Source organism: Sphingobium sp. CFD-1 (assembly GCF_024611115.1).
GTDB lineage: Bacteria > Pseudomonadota > Alphaproteobacteria > Sphingomonadales > Sphingomonadaceae > Sphingobium > Sphingobium baderi_A.
Map to the genome: position 1 here is coordinate 1,232,264 of NZ_CP084398.1, position 19,994 is coordinate 1,252,257.

Annotated in this window: 26 protein-coding genes and 2 tRNA genes; 15 read left to right on the forward strand and 13 right to left on the reverse strand. The window is 60.2% G+C overall.

Going from position 1 to position 19,994, the window contains the following annotated elements; genetic code table 11:
• The first annotated feature begins 4 nt into the window (after positions 1-4).
• Both mltG and LDB26_RS06425 read left to right on the forward strand, forming a co-directional pair.
• On the forward strand, positions 5-976 hold the full coding sequence (mltG, locus tag LDB26_RS06420) for an endolytic transglycosylase MltG (RefSeq protein ID WP_062064831.1): 972 nt from the start codon (positions 5-7) through the stop codon (positions 974-976).
• Positions 977-1,012: 36 nt separating this feature from the next.
• A complete protein-coding gene (locus LDB26_RS06425) occupies positions 1,013-1,528 on the forward strand; it encodes a 2'-5' RNA ligase family protein (protein ID WP_257541190.1) in 516 nt (171 codons plus the stop codon).
• Here LDB26_RS06425 and LDB26_RS06430 read toward each other — a convergent pair.
• Positions 1,525-2,751 carry an NAD(P)/FAD-dependent oxidoreductase gene (locus LDB26_RS06430; protein ID WP_062064834.1) on the reverse strand — a complete coding sequence of 409 codons (1,227 nt, stop codon included), beginning with the start codon at positions 2,749-2,751 and terminating at the stop codon, positions 1,525-1,527. The genes LDB26_RS06425 and LDB26_RS06430 overlap by 4 nt on opposite strands.
• 370 nt (positions 2,752-3,121) lie before the next feature.
• On the opposite strand from LDB26_RS06430, the gene rnk reads away from it, so the two are divergent.
• Positions 3,122-3,535: a nucleoside diphosphate kinase regulator gene (gene rnk, locus LDB26_RS06435; RefSeq protein WP_257541192.1), complete on the forward strand. Its 414-nt coding sequence runs from the start codon at positions 3,122-3,124 to the stop codon at positions 3,533-3,535.
• A 91-nt stretch (positions 3,536-3,626) separates the two neighbouring features.
• Positions 3,627-4,976 carry an NADP-specific glutamate dehydrogenase gene (gdhA, locus tag LDB26_RS06440; protein ID WP_257541194.1) on the forward strand — a complete coding sequence of 450 codons (1,350 nt, stop codon included), beginning with the start codon at positions 3,627-3,629 and terminating at the stop codon, positions 4,974-4,976.
• Positions 4,977-5,101: 125 nt separating this feature from the next.
• Here the strand turns inward: gdhA and LDB26_RS06445 are convergent, their stop codons facing one another.
• The 3 genes from LDB26_RS06445 to LDB26_RS06455 form a co-directional block, all read right to left on the reverse strand.
• On the reverse strand, positions 5,102-6,109 hold the full coding sequence (locus LDB26_RS06445) for a rod shape-determining protein (RefSeq protein WP_306812055.1): 1,008 nt from the start codon (positions 6,107-6,109) through the stop codon (positions 5,102-5,104).
• A 122-nt stretch (positions 6,110-6,231) separates the two neighbouring features.
• Positions 6,232-6,636 (reverse strand): VOC family protein, encoded by a 405-nt coding sequence (locus LDB26_RS06450; protein WP_062064841.1) that lies wholly within the window; start codon positions 6,634-6,636, stop codon positions 6,232-6,234.
• A 25-nt stretch (positions 6,637-6,661) separates the two neighbouring features.
• Positions 6,662-7,480 (reverse strand): sugar phosphate isomerase/epimerase, encoded by an 819-nt coding sequence (locus tag LDB26_RS06455; RefSeq protein WP_257541196.1) that lies wholly within the window; start codon positions 7,478-7,480, stop codon positions 6,662-6,664.
• A 186-nt stretch (positions 7,481-7,666) separates the two neighbouring features.
• Between LDB26_RS06455 and LDB26_RS06460 the strand changes: the two genes are divergently transcribed.
• Positions 7,667-8,698, forward strand: coding sequence for an SMP-30/gluconolactonase/LRE family protein (locus tag LDB26_RS06460; RefSeq protein WP_257541198.1), 1,032 nt, complete (start codon positions 7,667-7,669; stop codon positions 8,696-8,698).
• 129 nt (positions 8,699-8,827) lie between these two features.
• Here the strand turns inward: LDB26_RS06460 and LDB26_RS06465 are convergent, their stop codons facing one another.
• Positions 8,828-9,064 carry a hypothetical protein gene (locus LDB26_RS06465; RefSeq protein WP_257541200.1) on the reverse strand — a complete coding sequence of 79 codons (237 nt, stop codon included), beginning with the start codon at positions 9,062-9,064 and terminating at the stop codon, positions 8,828-8,830.
• An 80-nt stretch (positions 9,065-9,144) separates the two neighbouring features.
• Here LDB26_RS06465 and LDB26_RS06470 point away from each other — a divergent pair, with 80 nt between their 5' ends.
• On the forward strand, positions 9,145-9,300 hold the full coding sequence (locus tag LDB26_RS06470; RefSeq protein ID WP_257541202.1) for a hypothetical protein: 156 nt from the start codon (positions 9,145-9,147) through the stop codon (positions 9,298-9,300).
• 283 nt (positions 9,301-9,583) lie between these two features.
• Here the strand turns inward: LDB26_RS06470 and LDB26_RS06475 are convergent, their stop codons facing one another.
• Positions 9,584-11,452: an FkbM family methyltransferase gene (locus LDB26_RS06475; RefSeq protein ID WP_257541204.1), complete on the reverse strand. Its 1,869-nt coding sequence runs from the start codon at positions 11,450-11,452 to the stop codon at positions 9,584-9,586.
• Positions 11,453-12,022: 570 nt separating this feature from the next.
• On the opposite strand from LDB26_RS06475, the gene LDB26_RS06480 reads away from it, so the two are divergent.
• Genes LDB26_RS06480 through LDB26_RS06500 form a run of 5 tightly spaced genes read left to right on the forward strand, consistent with a single transcriptional unit; the run spans position 12,023 to position 14,184 of the window.
• Positions 12,023-12,694 (forward strand): HNH endonuclease, encoded by a 672-nt coding sequence (locus LDB26_RS06480; RefSeq protein WP_257541206.1) that lies wholly within the window; start codon positions 12,023-12,025, stop codon positions 12,692-12,694.
• Positions 12,687-12,902: a hypothetical protein gene (locus tag LDB26_RS06485; protein WP_257541209.1), complete on the forward strand. Its 216-nt coding sequence runs from the start codon at positions 12,687-12,689 to the stop codon at positions 12,900-12,902. Before LDB26_RS06480 ends, LDB26_RS06485 begins: the two co-directional genes overlap by 8 nt.
• Positions 12,895-13,128: a hypothetical protein gene (locus LDB26_RS06490; RefSeq protein WP_257541211.1), complete on the forward strand. Its 234-nt coding sequence runs from the start codon at positions 12,895-12,897 to the stop codon at positions 13,126-13,128. The genes LDB26_RS06485 and LDB26_RS06490 overlap by 8 nt, the downstream gene beginning before the upstream one ends.
• Positions 13,129-13,132: 4 nt before the next feature.
• On the forward strand, positions 13,133-13,450 hold the full coding sequence (locus tag LDB26_RS06495) for a hypothetical protein (protein ID WP_257541213.1): 318 nt from the start codon (positions 13,133-13,135) through the stop codon (positions 13,448-13,450).
• Complete coding sequence (locus LDB26_RS06500; RefSeq protein WP_257541215.1) at positions 13,447-14,184, forward strand: hypothetical protein; 738 nt, start codon at positions 13,447-13,449, stop codon at positions 14,182-14,184. The genes LDB26_RS06495 and LDB26_RS06500 overlap by 4 nt, the downstream gene beginning before the upstream one ends.
• Before the next feature lie 609 nt (positions 14,185-14,793).
• Here the strand turns inward: LDB26_RS06500 and LDB26_RS06505 are convergent.
• On the reverse strand, positions 14,794-15,195 hold the full coding sequence (locus LDB26_RS06505; protein WP_257541217.1) for a hypothetical protein: 402 nt from the start codon (positions 15,193-15,195) through the stop codon (positions 14,794-14,796).
• A gap of 196 nt (positions 15,196-15,391) precedes the next feature.
• On the opposite strand from LDB26_RS06505, the gene LDB26_RS06510 reads away from it, so the two are divergent.
• The gene (locus tag LDB26_RS06510; RefSeq protein ID WP_257541219.1) at positions 15,392-15,775 is read left to right on the forward strand and encodes a hypothetical protein; all 384 of its coding nucleotides are present in this window, start codon (positions 15,392-15,394) and stop codon (positions 15,773-15,775) included.
• Here the strand turns inward: LDB26_RS06510 and LDB26_RS06515 are convergent.
• On the reverse strand, positions 15,767-15,982 hold the full coding sequence (locus LDB26_RS06515; RefSeq protein ID WP_257541221.1) for a hypothetical protein: 216 nt from the start codon (positions 15,980-15,982) through the stop codon (positions 15,767-15,769). The two genes, LDB26_RS06510 and LDB26_RS06515, sit on opposite strands and share 9 nt — an antisense overlap.
• 208 nt (positions 15,983-16,190) lie before the next feature.
• Here LDB26_RS06515 and LDB26_RS06520 point away from each other — a divergent pair, with 208 nt between their 5' ends.
• Positions 16,191-16,397: a hypothetical protein gene (locus LDB26_RS06520; protein ID WP_257541223.1), complete on the forward strand. Its 207-nt coding sequence runs from the start codon at positions 16,191-16,193 to the stop codon at positions 16,395-16,397.
• A 138-nt stretch (positions 16,398-16,535) separates the two neighbouring features.
• Here LDB26_RS06520 and LDB26_RS06525 read toward each other — a convergent pair.
• The 4 genes from LDB26_RS06525 to dapB form a co-directional block, all read right to left on the reverse strand.
• Positions 16,536-16,612, reverse strand: a tRNA-Arg gene (locus tag LDB26_RS06525).
• Positions 16,613-16,887: 275 nt separating this feature from the next.
• Entirely contained in the window at positions 16,888-17,286 is a 399-nt protein-coding gene (locus tag LDB26_RS06530; protein ID WP_257541225.1) for a hypothetical protein, read from the reverse strand.
• A gap of 93 nt (positions 17,287-17,379) precedes the next feature.
• On the reverse strand, positions 17,380-18,033 hold the full coding sequence (gene nth, locus LDB26_RS06535; RefSeq protein ID WP_257541227.1) for an endonuclease III: 654 nt from the start codon (positions 18,031-18,033) through the stop codon (positions 17,380-17,382).
• Between the two features lie 4 nt (positions 18,034-18,037).
• Positions 18,038-18,802 (reverse strand): 4-hydroxy-tetrahydrodipicolinate reductase, encoded by a 765-nt coding sequence (gene dapB, locus LDB26_RS06540; protein ID WP_062065085.1) that lies wholly within the window; start codon positions 18,800-18,802, stop codon positions 18,038-18,040.
• Between the two features lie 85 nt (positions 18,803-18,887).
• Between dapB and LDB26_RS06545 the strand changes: the two genes are divergently transcribed.
• Positions 18,888-19,589 carry an NAD-dependent deacylase gene (locus LDB26_RS06545; RefSeq protein WP_257541229.1) on the forward strand — a complete coding sequence of 234 codons (702 nt, stop codon included), beginning with the start codon at positions 18,888-18,890 and terminating at the stop codon, positions 19,587-19,589.
• Here LDB26_RS06545 and LDB26_RS06550 read toward each other — a convergent pair.
• Positions 19,586-19,765, reverse strand: a complete 180-nt coding sequence (locus LDB26_RS06550) for a hypothetical protein (protein WP_021246784.1) — start codon at positions 19,763-19,765, stop codon at positions 19,586-19,588. The genes LDB26_RS06545 and LDB26_RS06550 overlap by 4 nt on opposite strands.
• Positions 19,766-19,908: 143 nt before the next feature.
• On the opposite strand from LDB26_RS06550, the gene LDB26_RS06555 reads away from it, so the two are divergent.
• Positions 19,909-19,993: transfer RNA gene (locus tag LDB26_RS06555), tRNA-Leu, on the forward strand.
• Position 19,994 lies beyond the last annotated feature (1 nt).

Below are 19,994 nucleotides of genomic sequence, written 5' to 3' on the forward strand. Positions count from 1 at the left end.
AATCATGCGGCGGCTGGGCTGTGGCATATTGCTGATCGGCCTTGCCATCGCGGCTTTCGTCGCGTTCCGCTTCGTCCATGGATGGTCGGAAGCGGGACCGGCGACGCAGAATATCACGATTGCCGTGCCGGAAGGGGCAACCCTTTCCGATGCGGCGGTGCTGTTGAAGCAGGCAGGAGCGGTGCGTTCCGCCGATGCGTTCCTGACCCGCGCCAAGGTTTTCGGGCGGGGGACGCCGATCAAGGCCGGTGAGTTCGTAATTCCCAAGGGCGCGAGCAATTCGGAAATCCTGACGCTTCTTCAGGGCGGCAAGACGCTTACCCGTCTCGTCACCATTCCCGAGGGGATGCCCTCGATCCTCGTCTATGAGCGGTTGATGGCGAATGACGAACTGACTGGCGAGATCCAACCCCCGGCGGAAGGCAGCGTCCTTCCCGACAGCTATGCCTATGACAGGGGCGAAAGCCGCGCCGCCGTGCTGAAACGCATGCAGGCCGCGATGGATCGCACGCTCGCAAAGCTATGGGCGGAACGCGCGCCGAACACGATGGCGAAGTCGCCGCAAGAGGCCGTCACCTTGGCCAGCATCGTGGAAAAGGAAACCGCTCTTGCCAAGGAAAGGCCGATGGTCGCGGGCGTTTACGGCAACCGCCTCAAAGCCGGAATGATGTTGCAGGCCGATCCGACCATCATCTATCCCATCACCAAGGGAAAGCCGCTGGGACGCCGCATCAAGAAATCGGAAATCGCCGCCGTCAACGATTACAACACCTATGCGATGGTCGGACTGCCAAAGGGGCCGATCGCCAATCCGGGGCGATTGTCCATATTGGCCGTGCTGCACCCCGCTGAAACCAAGGCGCTCTACTTTGTGGCGGACGGCAAAGGAGGGCATATCTTTGCCGACACCTATCAGGAACATAATGAGAATGTGCGTAAATGGTTCGAAATCCGCCGTGCGCGCGGCGAGCTTTGACCTTTAGCGCGCGGCCTTGCCGGTGCCGCTGATCTCATGATCGGCCCCCCGTCCGTGCCGATCATCGTTACCGCGTTAATGGGAAGCGGGGACTTTGCCTGGCTGGATCGTCAACGCCGGGCTTACTATCCCCCGGATCGTAACATCCTGCCCGCTCATCTGACGTTATTTCGCCATTTGCCGCCGTCGGCGCTTGAAGAGGTGATAACGCTTATCAGGCGCCTGTGCGCGATGCCTCCGCCTGAAGCATCGCTGGCCGCGATCCTGCTGCTGGAGCGGGGCGTGGCCTATCGGGTCGAAAGCGCGGCTCTCATGGAAATATGGTCGGAACTGGCGGATGCTCTTTCCGGCCTTCTGATGCCCCAGGATCGCGCGTGTCCTCGTCTGCACGTCACGGTGCAGAACAAGGTCACGCCGATGGAGGCAAAGGCTCTTGCCGGGCGGCTGCGGGCCGGATTCCGCCTGCGTCCGCTTGCAATCACGGGACTGGCGGCCTGGCGCTATTGCAATGGCCCGTGGGAACTGGCCGCCAAGGCGTCCTTTCGCGGCTAGGCCAGCCCGACTTCCTTGAGCGGCACGGATGAGTCAGCCAACTGCGCCTGATCGAGCAGGGCGCCGGACAGGACATGGGCGCGTCCTTGGACGTAATCCTTGACTGCGTTGACGCAATCCAGCGCGATGAGTTTCCCGCCCTTGAGGTAAAGCACGGAAAAGCTGCGCGTCGCCGGGTTGCCGCGCAATATCGTCTGGTCGTAGCCGATCGAAAGTCCGACCGTTTGCAGCTTCAGATCATATTGATTGGACCAGAACCAGGGCACCGCATCATAGGCATCTTCCTTGCCCAGTATGTGCGTGACGGCCGTTTTTGCCTGATCATTGGCGTTCTGAACGGATTCGAGGCGAAGCTGCGCGCCCCGCGCAAAGCGGTTGGCGTGCGCGGCGCAATCGCCCACGGCATAGATGTCGGGCAGGCTGGTGCGGCAATATTCATCCACGTCGACGCCATTGCCACCGACGGCTCCCGCCGCGATCAGAGGTCCGGTTTCCGGTACGATGCCGATCCCGACGATGACCATGTCCGTTTCGATGCGCTCCCCGTCCGCCATCAGCACGGCGGTCGCCTTGCCGTCCTTGACCTCGATGCAGTCCATTTTGGCACCGGTCCGCAGATCCACGCCATGAGCGCGATGTTCGGCTTCGTAAAAGCGCGAGAGTTCCTCTCCCGCCACGCGGGCGAGTACGCGATCGAGCGCTTCCAGAAGGACGACCTTCTTGCCGAACTTGCTCAGGACGGCTGCGGCTTCCAGGCCGATATAGCCGCCGCCGATGATGGTCACATGGCTGATCTGATCCAGCTTCGCCATCATGGCGTCCACATCGTCGCGACGGCGCACGGCATGGACATTGGATGCATCGGCGCCATTGCAGGTCAGCATGCGCGGACTGCCGCCGGTCGCCCAGATCAGCTTGCCATAACCGATTTCCTCATCCCCGGCCGTCACGAATTTGCCGGATGGATCGACATGCTTCACGCGCTTGCCCAGCAGCATGTCGATCTTGCGTTCCGCCCAAAAGGTCGCGGGCCTGATGAGAATGCGATCGAAGCTCTTGTCGCCCGCGAAATATTCCTTGGACAGCGGCGGACGTTCATAGGGCGGATCCTTTTCGTCGCCGATCATGCCGACCGACCCTTCGAATCCAAGCTGCCGCAGGGCAATGCCTGCCTGCGCCCCGGCATGGCCGGCTCCTACGATCAGAACGTCATAATAGCTCATCCGCGCTCATCCTCTGCACTGTCGAGCGCGTGATTGAACGGCTTTGGCTCTGCTTTCAAGAGTGCAAACGTAGATTTTCGTCCGGTCCTGTTCGCGAAAGGGAACGCATCGGTTGTCCTAGGCTGCATGGCTTGCGGCGCCCGATCATGAATCATCCATTAGTTTGACTCGAACTTCTTCACATGCCAAGACATGAAGCCATGCACATGTGGGCTGATTATATACGCTTCCGCCACCAAGGGGGGCAGCTTCTAGCGGGCACCTAGCCCCGGGTTCTGTGCGCTATGCTCCGAACTCGGGGCACATCGAAAGAGTGACTTGTGCCCTCATGTAGGCGCGCGATTGTTCCTTCTCGAAAGCCAGCAGCACCATGACAAAAAGCACCAGAACGGGGCGGCCCCCCGTCCATCTCATCAGCACCGAAGCCGACAATCTGACCAATCTTGCATTGGGCGTGGCCGAAACCATGCCGCAGGTCAGCGAACTGCTGTTGCGTGAAATTGCCCGCGCCACAATCCATGGCCCGGCGCATATACCCTCCGACATCGTCACGATGCATTCGACCGTCCAGTTCAAGGATGAGGCGAGCGGTGCCGAACGCACGGTCCGGCTCGTCTACCCTGCGGAAGCGGATATATCGGCCGGACGAATCTCGATTCTCACGCCGGTCGGCGCGGGCTTGCTTGGATTGCGCGAAGGCCATTCTATCAAATGGCCCGATCGCGAAGGTCGCGAGCGGCGGTTGACCATTCTAAAAGTCATACAGCCAGACCGGGGCCTATAGGGCTTTATTGAAAGTCCGTTTGCGGCGCCGTCCGATCAGCGGGCGGGCCAAGGGCCTGCCCAATTTTTCATGACAGCATAGGAGCCGTAATTTGTCCCGAATCGACGAGAAACTTGTTCCCATTTTCGAAGATGTCCTGAGAAGAAATGCAGGCGAGACGGAATTTCATCAGGCCGTCGAGGAGGTGCTGGAAAGTCTTGGCGCGGTCGTCGCCAAGCATCCGGAATATATCGACAATGCGTTGATCGAGCGGATTTGCGAACCGGAAAGGCAGATCATCTTTCGGGTGCCCTGGGTCGACGACAAGGGGCAGATTCAGATCAATCGCGGTTTTCGCGTTCAGTTCAATTCGGCGCTCGGCCCCTATAAGGGCGGCCTGCGTTTCCATCCGTCGGTCAATGTCGGGATCATCAAGTTTCTCGGCTTCGAACAGACTTTCAAAAACGCCCTGACCGGCCTTCCCATCGGCGGTGGCAAGGGCGGGTCCGATTTCAATCCGCGCGGCCGTTCCGATGGCGAGATCATGCGTTTCTGCCAGTCGCTCATGACCGAACTTTACCGTCATTTGGGCGAATATACTGACGTCCCCGCTGGCGATATCGGGGTAGGCGCGCGGGAGATTGGCTATCTGTTCGGCCAGTATAAGCGTCTGACCAACCGCTATGAAGCCGGTGTTCTGACGGGCAAGGGGTTGATCTACGGCGGCTCGCGCGCGCGCACCGAGGCTACTGGCTATGGCACGGTTTATTTCATCGACCAGATGATGAAGACCAGGGGCGAAAGCCTGGAGGGTAAGCGCGTCGTCGTTTCGGGATCGGGCAATGTCGCGATCTACGCGATTGAGAAGGTCAATGCATTTGGCGGCAAGGTGGTCGCATGTTCGGATTCCTCCGGTTTCATCGTCGATGATGCGGGGATCGACCTCGAACTGCTCAAGGAGATCAAGCTCAGCCGTCGCGAGCGGATTTCAGACTATCCGCGTCTCAGAGACGGCGGCGCCTGCTTCTCTGAGCAAGGCTCGATGTGGGAAGTGCCATGCGACGTGGCCGTCCCCTCGGCGACGCAGAACGAACTCAACGGCAATGACGCGGCGGCGTTGATCCGCAATGGAGTCATGGCGGTGGGCGAGGGGGCGAACATGCCATGCACGCCCGAGGCCGTCCGCCTTTTCCAGGCGGCGGGCATCCTTTTCGGCCCGGCAAAGGCGGCGAATGCCGGGGGCGTCGCGACATCGGCTCTGGAAATGCAGCAAAACGCTTCCCGCGACAGCTGGACTTTCGAGGAAACCGAAGCGCGTCTGGAACTGATCATGCGCCGTATCCACGATAGCTGCGCGGAAACCGCCGAATCCTATGGTGCGCCGGGCAATTATGTTCTGGGCGCCAACATCACCGGCTTTGTGCGCGTTGCGGAAGCCATGCAGGCCATGGGTGTCATTTAGGACCGTCGGCCATTATGTTCGCACCGCGCGGAAAATCGCATTCCGCTTTTCCGCGCGGTGGTATGAAGATGTTGACGCTGGTCACGCCGGAATCGCCCACCGACGAACTGGCCGAACAGCGGCTTTCAGGATGCCAGCATCGCCTCAAGGCCTAGCATCACGCATTGTTCCGGCCGGTCGGGAATATGGACGCGAAGTCCGGTTTCCTGCGTGATGGCTTGACCGATGCAGGGGATTGTGGCGCTCCCTCCGGTAAGGGTCAGCCCCTTTTCGTAAATATCGTGGCTGAGTTCGGGCGGGGTCTGGTTGAGAATGTCGCGCACGACTTCCACGATTTGCATCACATGCTTGATCACAACCGGCCGCAATTCGCTGACCGGCACCTGTTGAACGCCGGGGATGCCCGACGTCAGGCTGCGACCTTTGGCTTCGATCATCTGGTCATCGCCGTCGGGAGTGCCCAGCAATCGCACCAGATCGCATTTCAGGCGTTCCGTCGTGATCTCGCCGATCAGGAACTTTCTTCGGAAGTGGAAGTGATCCGCGAGCGCAGCGTCCAACGCAGCGCCGCCGACGCGGACTGATCGGGTGAGGCAGATTCCGCCGAGGGAAATGACGGCGACCTCGGTGGTGCCCGCGCCACATTCGACGATCATCGAGCCTTCTGGATGATGCACGGGAAGGCCTGCGCCGAGTGCGGCGGCAAAAGGTTCGTTTATCAGGTTGACAGGGCCCAGCCCTGCGTCCCCTGCCGCCGTGAGCAGCGCGCTTCGTTCCGCCTGCGTCGCATCGGCCGGAATCCCGATCGCCACGGTTGGTGATCTGAGGCGACGGCGACTGAGAGATGATGAGGTGGCATAGGCAAGAAGTTCGCGGGTGGCGTCGATGTCCTGGAGAACGCCTCGACGAAGCGGGCGCGTAACTTTGAGGGAATCCGGAGTCCGGTCGACCATGGGGCGAACGGCTTCGCCCGCCGCCACAAGCCGGGGCCGGGTGCCGCCGCTTGAAAAGCAGCACAGCGACGGTTCGTCGAACACCATGCCCGATCCTCGGGCGACGACGCGCGTATTCGCGGTTCCCAGGTCGATAGCTATATCTGCGCGCCGACCATTCCATGAAATCATATGAGCCATGGATGTGCCTTAGCGGCGAATATCGCAATTGTCTCGCAGACCTGTACCGATAGACGCGCGCAGCAAAGCCCGTTCTACGCGCTTGATGATCCGGCCCTGACGAAACCCAAGGCTAGTCTTTGTCACGACTCCAAAGGGAAGCTCAGCTCCACCATCACATCGTTAGGATCGCGCACAAAGATCAGATGCATGGCGATGGCGGGCACGTCCTGCCGCGTGAAGTCGCAACCATGCGCTGTCAGCCGCTCAACATACGCCTCCGGATCGACGCCGCGCAGGGCAAAATGGTCGATCATGCCGCGCTGGGCAGCGCCCCGCACCGGCTCCGAACCCTCGATAACCTTATCGGTCCCTATCAGGTGGACGATGGCAGCGCCGCGTTCGTCCAGAACATAGGCGCCTCGCGTCAGGTCACTGGCCATTGGCGGAGGCGCGATCGTCAGGCCCAGAACATTGCCGTAGAATTCCACGCATTCCGCAAGGCGCGCCGTGCGGATGTTGACATGATCCAGCTGAACTGCGGCCATGATGATCTTCTCCTGTGATTGCCGCTCACGCTTCGGCGGCGGCTACGACCTTGCGCGCTCCTTCAACGGCAAGGCGCACGCGTTCCGTTTCGGACATGCCGGCCTCTTTCAGAGATCGCATCGGCACTTCTATGCTGACGATGATATCCCGCCGCATGGCCCGGATCATTTCGACCAAAGGCATCTCTCCGGTGCCCGGCACCATGCGTTCGTTCATCGCTTCGTTCATGTAGTTTAGCGGATCGGGAACGGACAGGGGGCCATCGCTGATCTGCACATAATCAATCAGCACCGGATCAAGGCGGGCGATATCCCCGCTCTCCCCTGAACGAGTGATATGCATGGTGTCGATCAGTAACTTGAAGTTCGGCAGGTTCACGGCGGAGATGACCTCCAGCGCCTGAGCCAGCGTTTTGACGGTCAGCATGGGACAGGATTCGATCGTCACCGTGACATCATATTCCCGCGCCATGGCGACGATCTCCGCCGTTTTATCGATCATGCGCGACCAGTCTTCATCGAAGGAAACCGTGTTCACTCTTCGGACGCCCAGCTCAGCGAGTATTTCGAAAGCCTGACGGTGATTTTCCGTGGGTTGGTCGGGATAGACCGCAAAACCATCCACAAGCGCAATGGACACGTCCCGATCGCGGAGGCATGTCACCGTTTCCCGTCGCAGCGCCGCATCATCGATCAGCGAGAACCAGGGGTATCCGTCCGGATTATAATCCGGCCGCGTGAGGATGAGGCTGATGTTGTGGCATCCCGCATCCGCCGCTGCTGTGATCATCCCCAGCGGCGATATGCCGATCAGGCTGATATAGTCTACGCCGATCCTGTTCATCTCAATCATCCTGTCCGGCCATAATCCCTTCGAACAATCCGACGGGACGGCATCTTATGCAATCGTCCATCAATAGGGATAGAGCGCCATATTAGCGTGAATCCGCCAAATGCAGCCGGTCTGGATTGACGGACGCGCTACCGTCTTGTCTGATACTCATAATCAGGTCTGGAGGGGATCGGGATCATGCGATCTGGGCGATATGTGTCAGCGGCGATCATTTTCGCAGCGGCTTGCGGTGCTTATCCCACCCATGCCGCGGATAGAGCGATAGCGGGGCTTCCAAATATCGAGGACATGGTTGTCGCCCCCGACCACTCCTGGGTCATCGCCAGCTCGATGGTCGGCGGCACGCAGTCGCAGGGCGCGCTCTATCTCGTTGACGTCGAAACCAGCAAGCCCACCAGGATAGCATTGACCGCCGCCGAAGGGACGCCGCTTTGCCCCGGCGGCTTTCAGCCCGAATCGCTCGCGCCGCACGGTCTGGCGCTTCGGGCTGAAGGGAAGGAGTGGGCGCTCTATGTCGTCAATCATGGTGGGCGGGAATCCATCGAGCGTTTCAGAGTGAAGACGCAAGGTTCCACGCTCTCCGTCCGATGGAAGGACTGCATTCCCCTTCCAAAGGGTGGCTTTGCCAACAGTGTGGCGGCCTCTGGCGATGGCACGATTTTCGTCACCAATATGGGCCAGGCGTTCAAGGCGGAGGAGGGCGAAACGGGAGATCTGCTGCAATGGTCGGCCGAAACAGGCTGGCAGGCTCTGCCCGGCAGCCAGCAGCCCGGTTGGAACGGCATTATAGTTTCGAAGGATGGGAACCGCATTTACGCCGCCGCATGGCCGGACAAGCAAGTGGTGGAATTCATGCGCGGTCGCTCAGGGCCGGTGCGATCGGTTGCGGTCGATTTCCTCCCGGACAATCTCCATTGGGCCGATAACGGAACGATCATTGTCGCGGGACAGGATTCCGCAGCCAAAGCCGCCACAGACTGTTACTTTTCCGCGGCGACAACATGCGGTCTCAATTCCGGCATCGCGCGTCTTGACCCCGGCGGGATGCGACTGACGTGCGCGCACAAGCTCAAGGCCGCTGACGGCTTTAACACAGCCACCACCGGCATTGCAGTCAAGGGTGCGCTTTGGTTGGGTACGATGCGCGGCCAGTCGGTCCTTGTGACGGATGCGTGCGCTGCGGATGTGCCGCCAAGGCCCGAAGAATGAAAGTGGAGATCGGCGCTGGTGCAGGAAGGGTGGGATGCCAAAAGCGCCGTGGGTTCTGTGGCGCTTTTTCACCGACGTGTCTCTCTTCCTGTCGATCACAGCGGGCTTTGCTGCCCTGACTGTGGAGCGTCAGCCATGAACGTGAGCAATGAAGCGCGACAGGCCGCTGCACGTTGGGCAAAGATCAATGGTCGTCACCATCAGGCCGCTAATATCCTGCGCGGCAGTTGCGATGGTGCGCCTATCGTCCAAGCCTTCGCCAAGTTCGAAGCCGAGATAACGCAGCGCGACCGTGACGAGGCGCTGGAGGCGGCGGCGAAGGTGGCCGATAGCTGGTGTGCGTCCGATTACAGCGAAAAATGCCATATCATGGCCGATAGCATCTCAGGAAATCCGCCAGATGATCGGAAGCAGGGCACTATGGAGACCCGAACGAGATTTGGGACGTGGTGCAGGCGCTGATGGAGGAGGGGCATACCGGATATGCGGAGAAGCTGGCGGAGCATTTGCCGGATGAGGGCTGGCTCGCTTTCCTGTTGCGGCGTCGGCCTTGCGGGCTGATGTGCCCAAAACTGGAGGCCCGCGATGATTGGCAGAATTGATGTTATCGTGACGATGGACGAGTTTGCCCAATATCGAAGCTATCTGCTCCGAAAATGGGATAGACCTTAGCGCCTACAGGGCGCTTCGAGGCGCGTCCGGCACCAACCATGAACTGGATTCTGATGGCGCACACGCACTGATCTCCGTGTGTGGATCAAAGCATTTGAAGAGGAGGGCGGGCGTGTAACGCTCTCCGACATGGGCTTCATCGAGATTTCCGGGACAGATCAATAAAGCAGCAGGGCGGAGACTCTATAAGCACCCCGCCCCATGACCCTCCGGTTATTTCCGGCTAAGCACTGCGTCCTGTCCGTAAATCTCCGGCGCCTTCAGGGCCGCTCTGAATTCAGCCGCGTTCCGCGCTTTGATCGGCACCAACTCCCTGCGAACCTTGTTATAGCCGCGCAGAGCGAAGTGCTTGATGAGGAAATCCAAATCCTGATCCGGCAGATGGACAACCTCGATCAGGCACTCAAAGTCCGCCAGCGATGGAAGCACAGGGATCAAGCCCTTAAGAACGGGGATTTCATGGCCCTCCACATCGATCTTGAGCAGCAGGGAAATATCGCTCGGCTTGTCTGCGATCCGCGAGATGACGGCTCCTAAGGTCGTCGTGTTGACCTCGACGGGCTTATAGCCCTTTGGCAGATCGCCATCACGCGAGAAGCGGGTTGTGCCAGACCATTTCGGATCGACATATAACGTCTGGACGCCTTCATGGTCGGACATGGCCGATCCGACGATATTGATATTCGCGAGGCCAGATTCACGAATGGTGCGGCGCAGGCGACGCAAGATCGTGGGGTTAGGCTCAAAGGCATAAACCTTCGCGCCGATTGGCAGCGGTGTGTGGACGAGCATTTCGCCATAGTTCGCGCCGACGTCGAGAAGGTGGGTCCAGCGCTTTTCGAGGATGAGAAGCTTCCATGCTTTCATCGTTTCCGGGTTCAGAAAGCCGCCCGCCGCAACGAGCTTCTGCCCTCTGGTGTCCTTGTCGTCCACATAAACCCGGATGCCCTGCGGATTTACCACATTGTCGGCAGCCTTCGGCTTTGGTTTGACAGCGGCCGTTGTGGAGTTCAATTTAACTTCGCCATCGCCGGCCGACCAGAGTGGTGCGATGACCTTCTCGTTCGTCTCATCGATAGCCTGTGCAATCAGGCGCGGGAATACTGGCGTTCTCTTGCAGAAGTCCCACCACTTTTCATAATGGGGGAGATAATGGGTATCGAGCCGATGGAAGCCCCCCATCATCAGCGGCCCCTTGCCTCCACTCGTTATATGCTCAGCCAGATCGCCCGCCTGCTTGGGCGTGAAAAACAAATGAAACGGCTTTTTGGCAAAGCCCGCGAAATGGACGACGCTCGGATTCTGCATCGCGTGCTTCGGGCTATAGGAGAAGAAGCGGTAATTGTAACGATCATCCATCAGCTTGAAATTGCTTCCATGGACGAGCGAGAATAGGCCTTGATCGCCGAAGGACGCGCCGAGCAGGTCTTTCGCCCATTGAGCTATTTCGCAATAGTGCGCCAAGCTTGGCGATTCGGCCCGGAACTTGTTCAGGTTGAGGATGATCGACCCGCTGTTAAATATGCCCTGCGAAATGCGGACAACGGTTTCCTTGTCCTGCGTCTTCTCAAAAAAATCGCGAGCCGGTTCAACATAAAGCTGCGGCTCATTAGTATATTTGTTGAGTTCGCGGCACACCAGAAGATATTTGTCTTCGAAATCGCCATGGTAGAATGCGCTCACATCGTCCACGACTGCCGTGTCCAGAGCGTCCAGATAAAGGATGCGGTCAATGTCTTCCGGTAGATACTCGTGGGCCACGAACCACAGGAAACGCTCACAGTCCGGCTTTCCACCGATCCGCTTCATTTTCTCGAAATGCGGGAGATACTTGTCTCCAACGCGCACTTCGAAAAAATCGACATTCGGCAACGAGCGGCAATAATCATCGAACTCAGCCAGCTTTTCATCACTGACCGATGTATGGAAGAACCAGAAGTTGATGCGGTTGTCCCTATGGGTTTCAGAGAGGGAGCAGATCAATACCTGAACCACTTCGGCGCGATCATCGGAGCAGGAGGTCATCACGTTGATGACTTCGCTTTGGCGCTCCGGTGCGGCATAATCGCGCGGGACGCGCACGCTTGAAGCGGCTCCTTCTTCGCCACGCGTGAACAATTTTTTAACGGTATCGATTGGACTCATACAGTGCACCTTTCGCTTGCGGGTCAGTCCGCATGTTCAGCGTGGCCAGCTAAACCAGAGATGCGCTATCGGTCAATCCGACCCAGAACTGCACAACGCATCCCCTTTCGCGTTGTGCGCCTCGATCTCCTTCACCGTCGCATTCGATCCGCCTTGTTCCCCGGATCGTCTAGGACGCCAGCAGGAAGCTGAGCATATGCCCGGCTGCTGCTCAGCGAGGTGCGCGTGAACGACCGGAAAATCCGCACAGCGGCTCGAAAGCCGTGCTGGCCCGGAGTGCGGCGGCGGGTGTGGCCAAAACCACGCCCGCAGTTCTCTCTTTTGTTCGAGATTGGCGCACCCAAGAGGCGTGTAATATCGGGACCAGCCAAAGGGTTGGTTTGTCTAACTGCGCCTAAATCGCAACGGAAATCTCCAGAAAACCCGACCCTTGTGGCTAACCGAAAACGGGCTGGAATGCTGCGTCAACAGCACCCAGCCCTGACCACAAGAACGTCGGAGGTTCTCATGGCTGTTCATGCCACTATTCGGATTCTGCCCCAACTTCAAAGCCCGCGTGGTGCGGGTATAATCGAACGCTTCCAAAATCTGGTTGACCGGCGCGGTCCCGATGAATGTTGGCCATGGCTGGCGTCATGCAAAGACGGATATGGACGGTTCAAGATTGCGTCCTATGAAACCGTCATCGCGAGCCGTGTGGCGCTGGTGCTGGAAACCGGAGAGGAGCATCTTGACCTTCATGCTCTGCATAGCTGCGATAATCCGCCTTGCTGCAATCCCACGCATCTCCGCTGGGGAACGCCAGAGGAAAATGCCATCGACAAGATCGAGCGGGCGCGCTGGAAAGGTGGCAGGCAAGACGGCCTGCACAATGGTCATTGCAAGCTGGTCCCCGGCGATCTTGAGACGATCATCCGGCGCTTGAAGGATGGGTATTCCAACCGTCACGCTGCCACTGGCCTGCCTGTCACGGAATCGCTGGTAAGCAGGATCAGGACCGGGCGTTCGTGGGCGAAGCAAGCGGCAGCCTTGGGCTGGGTGCCGCAAATCACTCCCGATCCGCGACGTGGAAAAACCCGCGCTGAATATTCCGCAGAAATCAACCGCCTAAACGGGCCGGAAACAGCGTTGGCGCGCTGCCCGGCCCTGCATAGCGAAGGGAAATTTCGCCATGGCTGATCGCATAATATTGAACATCGCGGATTGGAGCAACGCCACGCTGGCCCTTCGCGCCGCTCGCTATCTGATCGACAATCCTGAAAAGCCCGATTGTCTGCTGGAATATGGCGATAGCAACGACCCGCCACGCATGTGGGCCAAGCGGGGTAAAGGCTCGATCATCGTCCATGAGCAGTGCTCCCACCTCCCGGAGGCCTCCCATGTCTGAAGACCTGCTGAGGCTGGCGGAGAAGCGCTGCCGCGAGTTGAGCAAGGTGCTGGCCGATATCCTTGGCGGCGGCTCGGAATGGTTCTCGCGTGTCGGCGATCAATTCTATGTCGATCCGAAGCTGGCGCGTGATGAGCTTCAACGCCGTAAGACGGACGCCATCATCACGAAGAAACGGCTAGTGGCATGTAACCGCTCCCGCGCCTCCATAGGTAAGGGGGAGTAGGGGGATGGGCTACTTCTCAAACGCGACGGAAGGCGACTTCTGGGAGGCAGAGAACTGCGCGCATTGCGTCCACAACAAGCCGGGCCAGGATGATCCGATGTGCCCGGTAATGCTGGCGCACATGACCTACGCCTATGAACTCTGCAACGCCGAATCTCATCCCGGCAAGGTCATCCTTGATTGGCTGATCCCACGCAACAAGAGCGGCGTCGGCAATGCACGCTGCGCGATGCTAGTCCGCAAGAACGCGGTGAGCGACAAGCATCTGAAGGACTGGACCCGCTACAAGGCCGCTATGGCTGAAATGGAGCAGTCACAATGACCACCCAACCCGACAGCATGACCAAGGACGAGGGGCTGCTGCCCTGCCCGTTCTGTGGAGTAGGCGCACCGGCCGTTTGGCTATACCGCGATAAGCCAAACCATATCATTGAGCCGAAATGGAACGCGCACTGCAAGGTGTGCAACATCGTTATATCGGCGCGAGGGAAAAAGGAGGCGATCGCCGCCTGGAACCGCCGCCCCACCCCCTCCATTGCGGACAATGCACTGACCGAGGCGGCGAAGGATGTGGTTGATCGCGCCTTTGGCCATTACCGCGCTCGCAACGGTCGCATGTGCAGTATTGAAGGAGATGACGGCGAAAAGTGCTGGATCGTGCCATTCGACGCAATGGAGGATTTGCGCCAAGCCCTCACATCCTCGCCCGCCGCTGAGGCTGAGCCGGTGGCGGGGGATGCGCTCGACTGGCTAAAGGTAGCTAAGCTGGCCGGGGAGCACGGTATCCGATATCGGACGAACCGCGCCCTAGAGCAATTCCTCGCCGCAATTTCATCCAAGCCCACGCCGGTAGAAGCTGGGGCGGTGCGCCCTGACCGCGACGTGATCGCCTACAGCATCATCGAAGGTTCAGCCGGTATTCGTGCAGCGGAACACGCCAAAGACTTCCAGACTGCCAACTGGACGGACGCACTGCGTTCGGCGGATTCTGTCATCGCCTGCCTCGCCGCCCTCTCCCAGCCCGGCAGGGGCGAAAGTGGAGGGGTGGAAGCATGAGCGGGCCGTTCTGCCGCGATTGTCGGCACCATTCCCAAACGCCGGTCATGCGGTTCGACTTGTGCGAGAGAACCCGACGCGATGTGGGGCAGCCTGATCTTGTCACTGGTCGCCAGGACACCTGAACGGCGTTGATCGGCTCGTCCAACGCCTGACCACCCGTAACGGTCCACGTCGCGCCGCCTTCTGCGGTCGTGCCATCGTCAGTCGGGCGGATTGTGAGCCGCTGCCAGCCATTGATGAAATAGTTCGGGAAAGACCACGAAACTTCCCGGCGTTTGGTGGCGAAGTTGTCGGAGGAAAAGCGCAGGTTGATCGATCCAGAGGTGACAATGCCGTAGATATCGAAGCCGATTACGGCATAATCCGATAGCTTGAAGTTCGGCAGAGTGAGGGTGGATGTACGCGCACCCCCGAAAGATGCCGTGGGCTTTTGGAGACGCAGGCCCTGGGTCCGGCCTGATGGATGTGGGGCAGGATAGGCTGCGCTGTTCGCAACGGTCATGCCGCTGGCGTTGGTCCAGCCGCTATTGGCCGCAAATTCCGTTGGGATAGCGGCAGCAGGGGCGGCGGGGGCGGGCGGGAATCCTGATGCCCACGCGGCTACCGTCATGACAGGCTCGAATATATGCCCGAGACGGACGTGCCATTGGGATTGTAAATCCGAAGCTGCGCGTTAGCGCCGATGCGGATTTCACCTGCGAAGATGCCCGGCGCGCTCAGCGTGGCCACGTCCAGCCATGTCGCGCCATCAGGCCCGAGAGCTTGCAGTTTAACAGATGTGCCGGTGAATTGCGCCGCCCAAGTATAATTGCCCTTCCGAACGCCGGTTATAGGTGTTGCTCCGGTCGTGGCGGCTAGGGTCTGGTTCCCGGCCAAGGTATACGAAGCGGATGTGCCGTCAGATTGGCCGGAGAGAACCTGCTGTGCATAGACCTGTAACTTCTGCACATGTTCGTCATAAATCTTGGCCACGACTTCGCGCGCCTGCGTTTCCAGGCGTTGCGGCATTCTGTACGATTAGCACGCGTCACCCTTCCTCGATCACATCGGAATCGATCGTTGCCACCGGTCTCGCGTCCAATACAAGCGCAGCAAGGGCTTCAAGCTGCGGCAACAGCGGCGATGCTTCGAGCAGCGCGCGCAATTTCCGCCGGCGTGCCGGCAGGGCCTTTGCGGGGTCGCCCAAATAAGCGTCTGTCGTACAATGACCGGCGGCACGGGCAGCAAGGTCCTTTGCCAGACCGGCGATCTTCTTATGATCGTCATTGCCTGGGTCGTAAGCGGGCATCATTCGGTATGGCAGTGTATGGAGATGCCGTTCGCCGAAATCGCCTTTCGGGTTGAACGCGAGGGTGGCGTTGGTCAAGGCCACGCTGTTGAGCATGCCCACCTGGAACCACGCCTCCCGCTCATCCGCGACAACCTTCCAGTAGAGGGTCTGGTCAACGATAACATCCTGCGCTTGCGCGAGCGGAACGCACGCAGCGCATATGATCTTGCCGCCGGCACCGGCCAGTATGAGATAGCCATCGGCACCGAAGACCTGCTTCGACAGCTTGCCCCTCTCATCGACGCGCTCTTACAGTGATTTCCCTTTTCCGATCGCCTTGAGTTTCTGGTTTATCGCCGCAAAGCGCCGCGCCGTCTGGGTAAATCCCTGACGACGGATTTCAGACTCATCGAGAACGCTCCACGTACCATCTGGCGCGCGCAGCGCCGGCAGGGCCAGTCGGTGTACGGCGCCAGCCCGAACCTCGTGGACCTCGACAGGATCGAGATATTGCGTGGACCACAAGGGACCCTGTTCGGCCGCAACACGCAGGCCGGCGCCGTCAGCATCGTTCCAAACCGCCCTGTCTTCGACGAGACGCTCTCGGGCAAGGGCGAGGCTGGAACCGACGGCTACGGCGTTGCGCAGATTGTCGGCAATGCAACGGTCGTGCCTGGCCGGTTGGCAGCGAGACTGGCGTTAAGCTACGCGACGTTCGGCGGGGACATTCCCAATGTCGCAGCCGGAGGCACGGACGGCGGCCTTGACCGACACGGCGAAAGTCGTGCTCGCGCCTCTTATTTCACAGCCATCGAGCGTCGATCCCGATGCGCCCTTCGCCGTTGCCCGCTCTGCTCAATCAGCAGCCGTGCTGACGCACCAGGACGCGCACGACCGTTCGATCGAACCGACTCCAGCGGGCAACGTGAGGGCGTGGTGAGTGTCGGGAGGCGCATTTCTCGTGGAAATGCTGGAGCTTGCGGTCATTGCCGCCGCGAATCTGGTGAGTTTTGAGATTGACGAGGCGCCGTCTAACACGATGCGGCGACGCATAAGTATCTGGTTTTATTGGAGATTTTGGCGCACCCGACAGGATTCGAACCTGTGACCCCTGCCTTCGGAGGGCAGTACTCTATCCAGCTGAGCTACGGGTGCGGAAGGCTTGAAGCCCTAAGTCTAGCGCCGAAGAACGTCAATCCGCGATCAAATTCGGCTGTCCGAGCGCGGTGAGTTTTTGGTGAGTTTTTCAGTCCGTCCTTTCTTCGATCTTCCTAAACCCGCGAAAATCCTGTATAAAATCACTGCTCTGCCGTTGGACGTGAGCCTTCGGAGGGCAGCGCTCTATCCAGCTGAGCTATGGGTGCGTGGTGCAGGCCGCTTAGCAAAGGGCGGCGGCCCGCGCCAGCACCAAAATGGGGTCGCAAGCAATCTTATTTCGGGGTCTTCTGCATGGGCTGGAATTTGCCGAGGCCGCAACTCGCGCCGCGTTGCAGGCCGGGGCCGCTGCTTTGGAGCACAGTTATGATATCCACGGAACAAAGCTGGGACAGGCTGGTCGCATAGGAAAATTTCCTTTCGAAACCCAGGCTGGGGCAGCTGTCGGGCAAGGTGTTGCGATAGATTTTCCCGCCATTCATCATGAAATCGATCGTCTTGTCGTCCCGCACATTGGTGGACTGGATGGCGACGATCTGCACGCAATCGACCGGATCGCCGGCGGCGACCAGATTATCCGGCTTGGTCTTGGCGATCGCGGGCATGGCGGAGCAGATCAGGGCCGCGCCCAGGGCCATGGATGCAAGGCGGCGATAGCTGTTTTGAGCAGGCATGTTCATTCTCCTGTGTCGTGCCATAAGACGATGCGGAGCACGGCGATCCGTCAGCTTTTGCCATAATTCAACTGAACCGGACGATAACGAATCTCAACCTGCCTTGGTTGCGGGCGCGGGCGTCTTGGGCTTGTAACGGCACAGATCGGCAACGATGCAGCGCCAGCATTCGGGCTTGCGCGCCTTGCACACATAGCGGCCATGCAGGATCAGCCAGTGATGCGCGTCCCGCCGGAACGGCCCCGGCACCCGCTTTTCCAGCTTTTGCTCCACGGCAAGCGGCGTCTTGCCGGGCGCCAGGCCCGTGCGGTTGCCGACGCGGAAGATATGGGTGTCGACCGCGAACGTTTCTTCCCCGAAGGCGGTATTCATCACCACATTGGCGGTCTTGCGCCCGACGCCGGGCAGGGTGGTCAGGACGTCGCGCTCCCGCGGCACCTCTCCGTCGAAATCGCGGGCGAGTATTTCCGACAGGGCAATGACGTTCTTCGCCTTGGCATTATAGAGGCCGATGGTTTTGATATGCTGCTTCAGCCCTTCCTCGCCCAGCGCTACCATTTGCGCGGGCGTCTCGACCTCGCGGAAGAGGGCGCGGGTCGCTTTGTTGACCCCCACGTCCGTCGCCTGCGCGGAGAGCACCACCGCGATGAGCAACTGATAGTCATTGCCATATTCCAGCTCCGTTCGTGGAGCTGGATTGGCCTCCGCCAGGCGGCTGAAAAATTCGAATATCTGCGTCTTGTTCATGCGCCTAGAGGCCCAGCACGGCCTTCATGTCGTATCGCCCGGCCGGTTGCGCGCTCAGCCATTGCGCGCCCTTCACCGCCCCGCGCGCGAAGATGACGCGGTTTTCCGCGCGATGGCCGATCTCGATCCGCTCGCCTTCCGTCGCGAAGATCACCTGATGATCGCCCGCAACCGATCCGCCCCGCAGCGCCGCAAAGCCGATCGCGCCCTTGGCCCGCGCGCCGGTGATGCCGTCGCGTCCCCGCTCGCTATGCTCGGCCAGCGCGATGCCGCGTCCCCGCGCCGCAGCTTCGCCCAGCAGCAGGGCCGTGCCGGACGGCGCATCGACCTTGTGCCGGTGGTGCATCTCCACGATTTCGATGTCCCAATCGTCCCCCAGCCGTGCCGCGGCCTGCTCCACCAGCGCCGCGAGCAGGTTGACGCCCAGCGAGGTATTGCCGGTCTGGAGCACGGCAATGGCCTGCGCGGCCTTATCGATCAGCGCATGATGCTCGCTCTCCAACCCCGTCGTGCCGATCAGGATAGGCTTACCCACCGCGACACAGGCATCGAGATGCGACGAAAGAGCCGCTGGCACCGAAAAGTCGATCAACACGTCGCTGATCTGGGCCAGCGCGACCGGATCGGACCCGATGGCGATGCCAGGCGCAAGCTCCCCGCTGCCGTCCCGATCCGTCCCGCCCGATATGGCAATGCCCGCTTCCGCCGCCGCCTGAGCGATGGCGCGTCCCATGCGGCCTGCCGCGCCGAAAATGCCTATGCTGGTCATGTCAGTTTCCGAATGTGGATTATGATCCGCCGATGCCAGAGCGGGCAGGCTTTGTCATCCCCCGCGCATCCGCTAAATCCGCCCGATGGACAGGGATATTCGCAACATCGTGATTCTCACCGGAGCGGGCATTTCCGCCGAAAGCGGTCTTGCCACCTTTCGCGGCCCCGACGGGCTGTGGGAAGGGCACCGGGTCGAGGATGTCTGCACGCCTGAGGCGCTGGCCCGCAATCCGGCTCTTGTCCACCGCTTCTATGACGAGCGCCGCGCCAGGCTCGACGCGGTGAAGCCGAACCCCGCGCATGAAGCGCTGGCCGCGCTGGATGCCGAATGGCCGGGAGACCTGTTGCTGGTCACGCAGAATGTCGATGACCTGCATGAGCGGGCAGGGACCAGGCGCCTGATCCACATGCATGGCGAACTGCGCTCCGCCCTGTGTGCCGCCTGTGGAAAGGCCGTCCCCTGGAGCGCGCCCTTGCCGCCGGAAACGACGTGCGCCGGTTGCGGCAAGCCTCGGCTTCGCCCTGACATCGTGTTCTTCGGGGAAATGCCCTATGAAATGGATGTCATCGACGAAGCGCTTCGCCGGACCGATCTTTTCGTGTCGGTCGGAACGTCGGGCGCGGTTTATCCGGCTGCGGGTTTCGTCCAGACCGCACGGCATGTCGGCGCGCATACGCTGGAACTCAATCTGGAGCCTTCCGCGGGCAGCGTCTATTTTGACGAAAGCCGCATGGGACCGGCCAGCCTGTTGGTGCCCGCATTGGTCCGCGAGTTGCTCACCTAATCCGGCGGCACTTCGGCAGGCGCATTGTCGGGCTGGTCGAAATCGGGCTGCTGCGGCTGGACTTCGTCTGGCTGGCCGGCGGGTGTTTCGTCAGGGGCAATCGGCGGCGGCGCTTCGGGCGGCGATTGCGGTTCGATGGTGTCGGGGGGCGGAACCCCGTCTGGTTGCGTTGCCACGTTTGTTTCTCCGGGAAAAAAGGTTTGTTTCAGGTTTACGCACCGGGGCCGAACAGGGTTCCCGCCTTTTCTCGATTGCCCTCTACCCTTGGCGCTTGCCCTTGGACGCGCTTTTCTCTATGCCGCGCCGACCGGCGACCGATGCGGGCGTGGCGAAACTGGTAGACGCGCCAGATTTAGGTTCTGGTATCGCAAGATGTGGGGGTTCGAGTCCCTTCGCCCGCACCAG

Bases quoted from the DNA above. Each gene is read 5' to 3' on its own strand.
- mltG (WP_062064831.1), top strand. From the start codon at position 5: ATGCGGCGGCTGGGCTGTGGCATATTGCTGATCGGCCTTGCCATCGCG.
- LDB26_RS06425 (WP_257541190.1), top strand. From the start codon at position 1,013: ATGATCGGCCCCCCGTCCGTGCCGATCATCGTTACCGCGTTAATGGGA.
- LDB26_RS06430 (WP_062064834.1), bottom strand. From the start codon at position 2,751: ATGAGCTATTATGACGTTCTGATCGTAGGAGCCGGCCATGCCGGGGCG.
- rnk (WP_257541192.1), top strand. From the start codon at position 3,122: ATGACAAAAAGCACCAGAACGGGGCGGCCCCCCGTCCATCTCATCAGC.
- LDB26_RS06445 (WP_306812055.1), bottom strand. From the start codon at position 6,109: ATGGCTCATATGATTTCATGGAATGGTCGGCGCGCAGATATAGCTATC.
- LDB26_RS06450 (WP_062064841.1), bottom strand. From the start codon at position 6,636: ATGGCCGCAGTTCAGCTGGATCATGTCAACATCCGCACGGCGCGCCTT.
- LDB26_RS06455 (WP_257541196.1), bottom strand. From the start codon at position 7,480: ATGAACAGGATCGGCGTAGACTATATCAGCCTGATCGGCATATCGCCG.
- LDB26_RS06460 (WP_257541198.1), top strand. From the start codon at position 7,667: ATGCGATCTGGGCGATATGTGTCAGCGGCGATCATTTTCGCAGCGGCT.
- LDB26_RS06465 (WP_257541200.1), bottom strand. From the start codon at position 9,064: ATGGCATTTTTCGCTGTAATCGGACGCACACCAGCTATCGGCCACCTT.
- LDB26_RS06480 (WP_257541206.1), top strand. From the start codon at position 12,023: ATGGCTGTTCATGCCACTATTCGGATTCTGCCCCAACTTCAAAGCCCG.
- LDB26_RS06485 (WP_257541209.1), top strand. From the start codon at position 12,687: ATGGCTGATCGCATAATATTGAACATCGCGGATTGGAGCAACGCCACG.
- LDB26_RS06490 (WP_257541211.1), top strand. From the start codon at position 12,895: ATGTCTGAAGACCTGCTGAGGCTGGCGGAGAAGCGCTGCCGCGAGTTG.
- LDB26_RS06495 (WP_257541213.1), top strand. From the start codon at position 13,133: ATGGGCTACTTCTCAAACGCGACGGAAGGCGACTTCTGGGAGGCAGAG.
- LDB26_RS06500 (WP_257541215.1), top strand. From the start codon at position 13,447: ATGACCACCCAACCCGACAGCATGACCAAGGACGAGGGGCTGCTGCCC.
- LDB26_RS06505 (WP_257541217.1), bottom strand. From the start codon at position 15,195: ATGCCGCAACGCCTGGAAACGCAGGCGCGCGAAGTCGTGGCCAAGATT.
- LDB26_RS06510 (WP_257541219.1), top strand. From the start codon at position 15,392: ATGACCGGCGGCACGGGCAGCAAGGTCCTTTGCCAGACCGGCGATCTT.
- LDB26_RS06520 (WP_257541223.1), top strand. From the start codon at position 16,191: ATGTCGCAGCCGGAGGCACGGACGGCGGCCTTGACCGACACGGCGAAA.
- LDB26_RS06530 (WP_257541225.1), bottom strand. From the start codon at position 17,286: ATGCCTGCTCAAAACAGCTATCGCCGCCTTGCATCCATGGCCCTGGGC.
- nth (WP_257541227.1), bottom strand. From the start codon at position 18,033: ATGAACAAGACGCAGATATTCGAATTTTTCAGCCGCCTGGCGGAGGCC.
- dapB (WP_062065085.1), bottom strand. From the start codon at position 18,802: ATGACCAGCATAGGCATTTTCGGCGCGGCAGGCCGCATGGGACGCGCC.
- LDB26_RS06545 (WP_257541229.1), top strand. From the start codon at position 18,888: ATGGACAGGGATATTCGCAACATCGTGATTCTCACCGGAGCGGGCATT.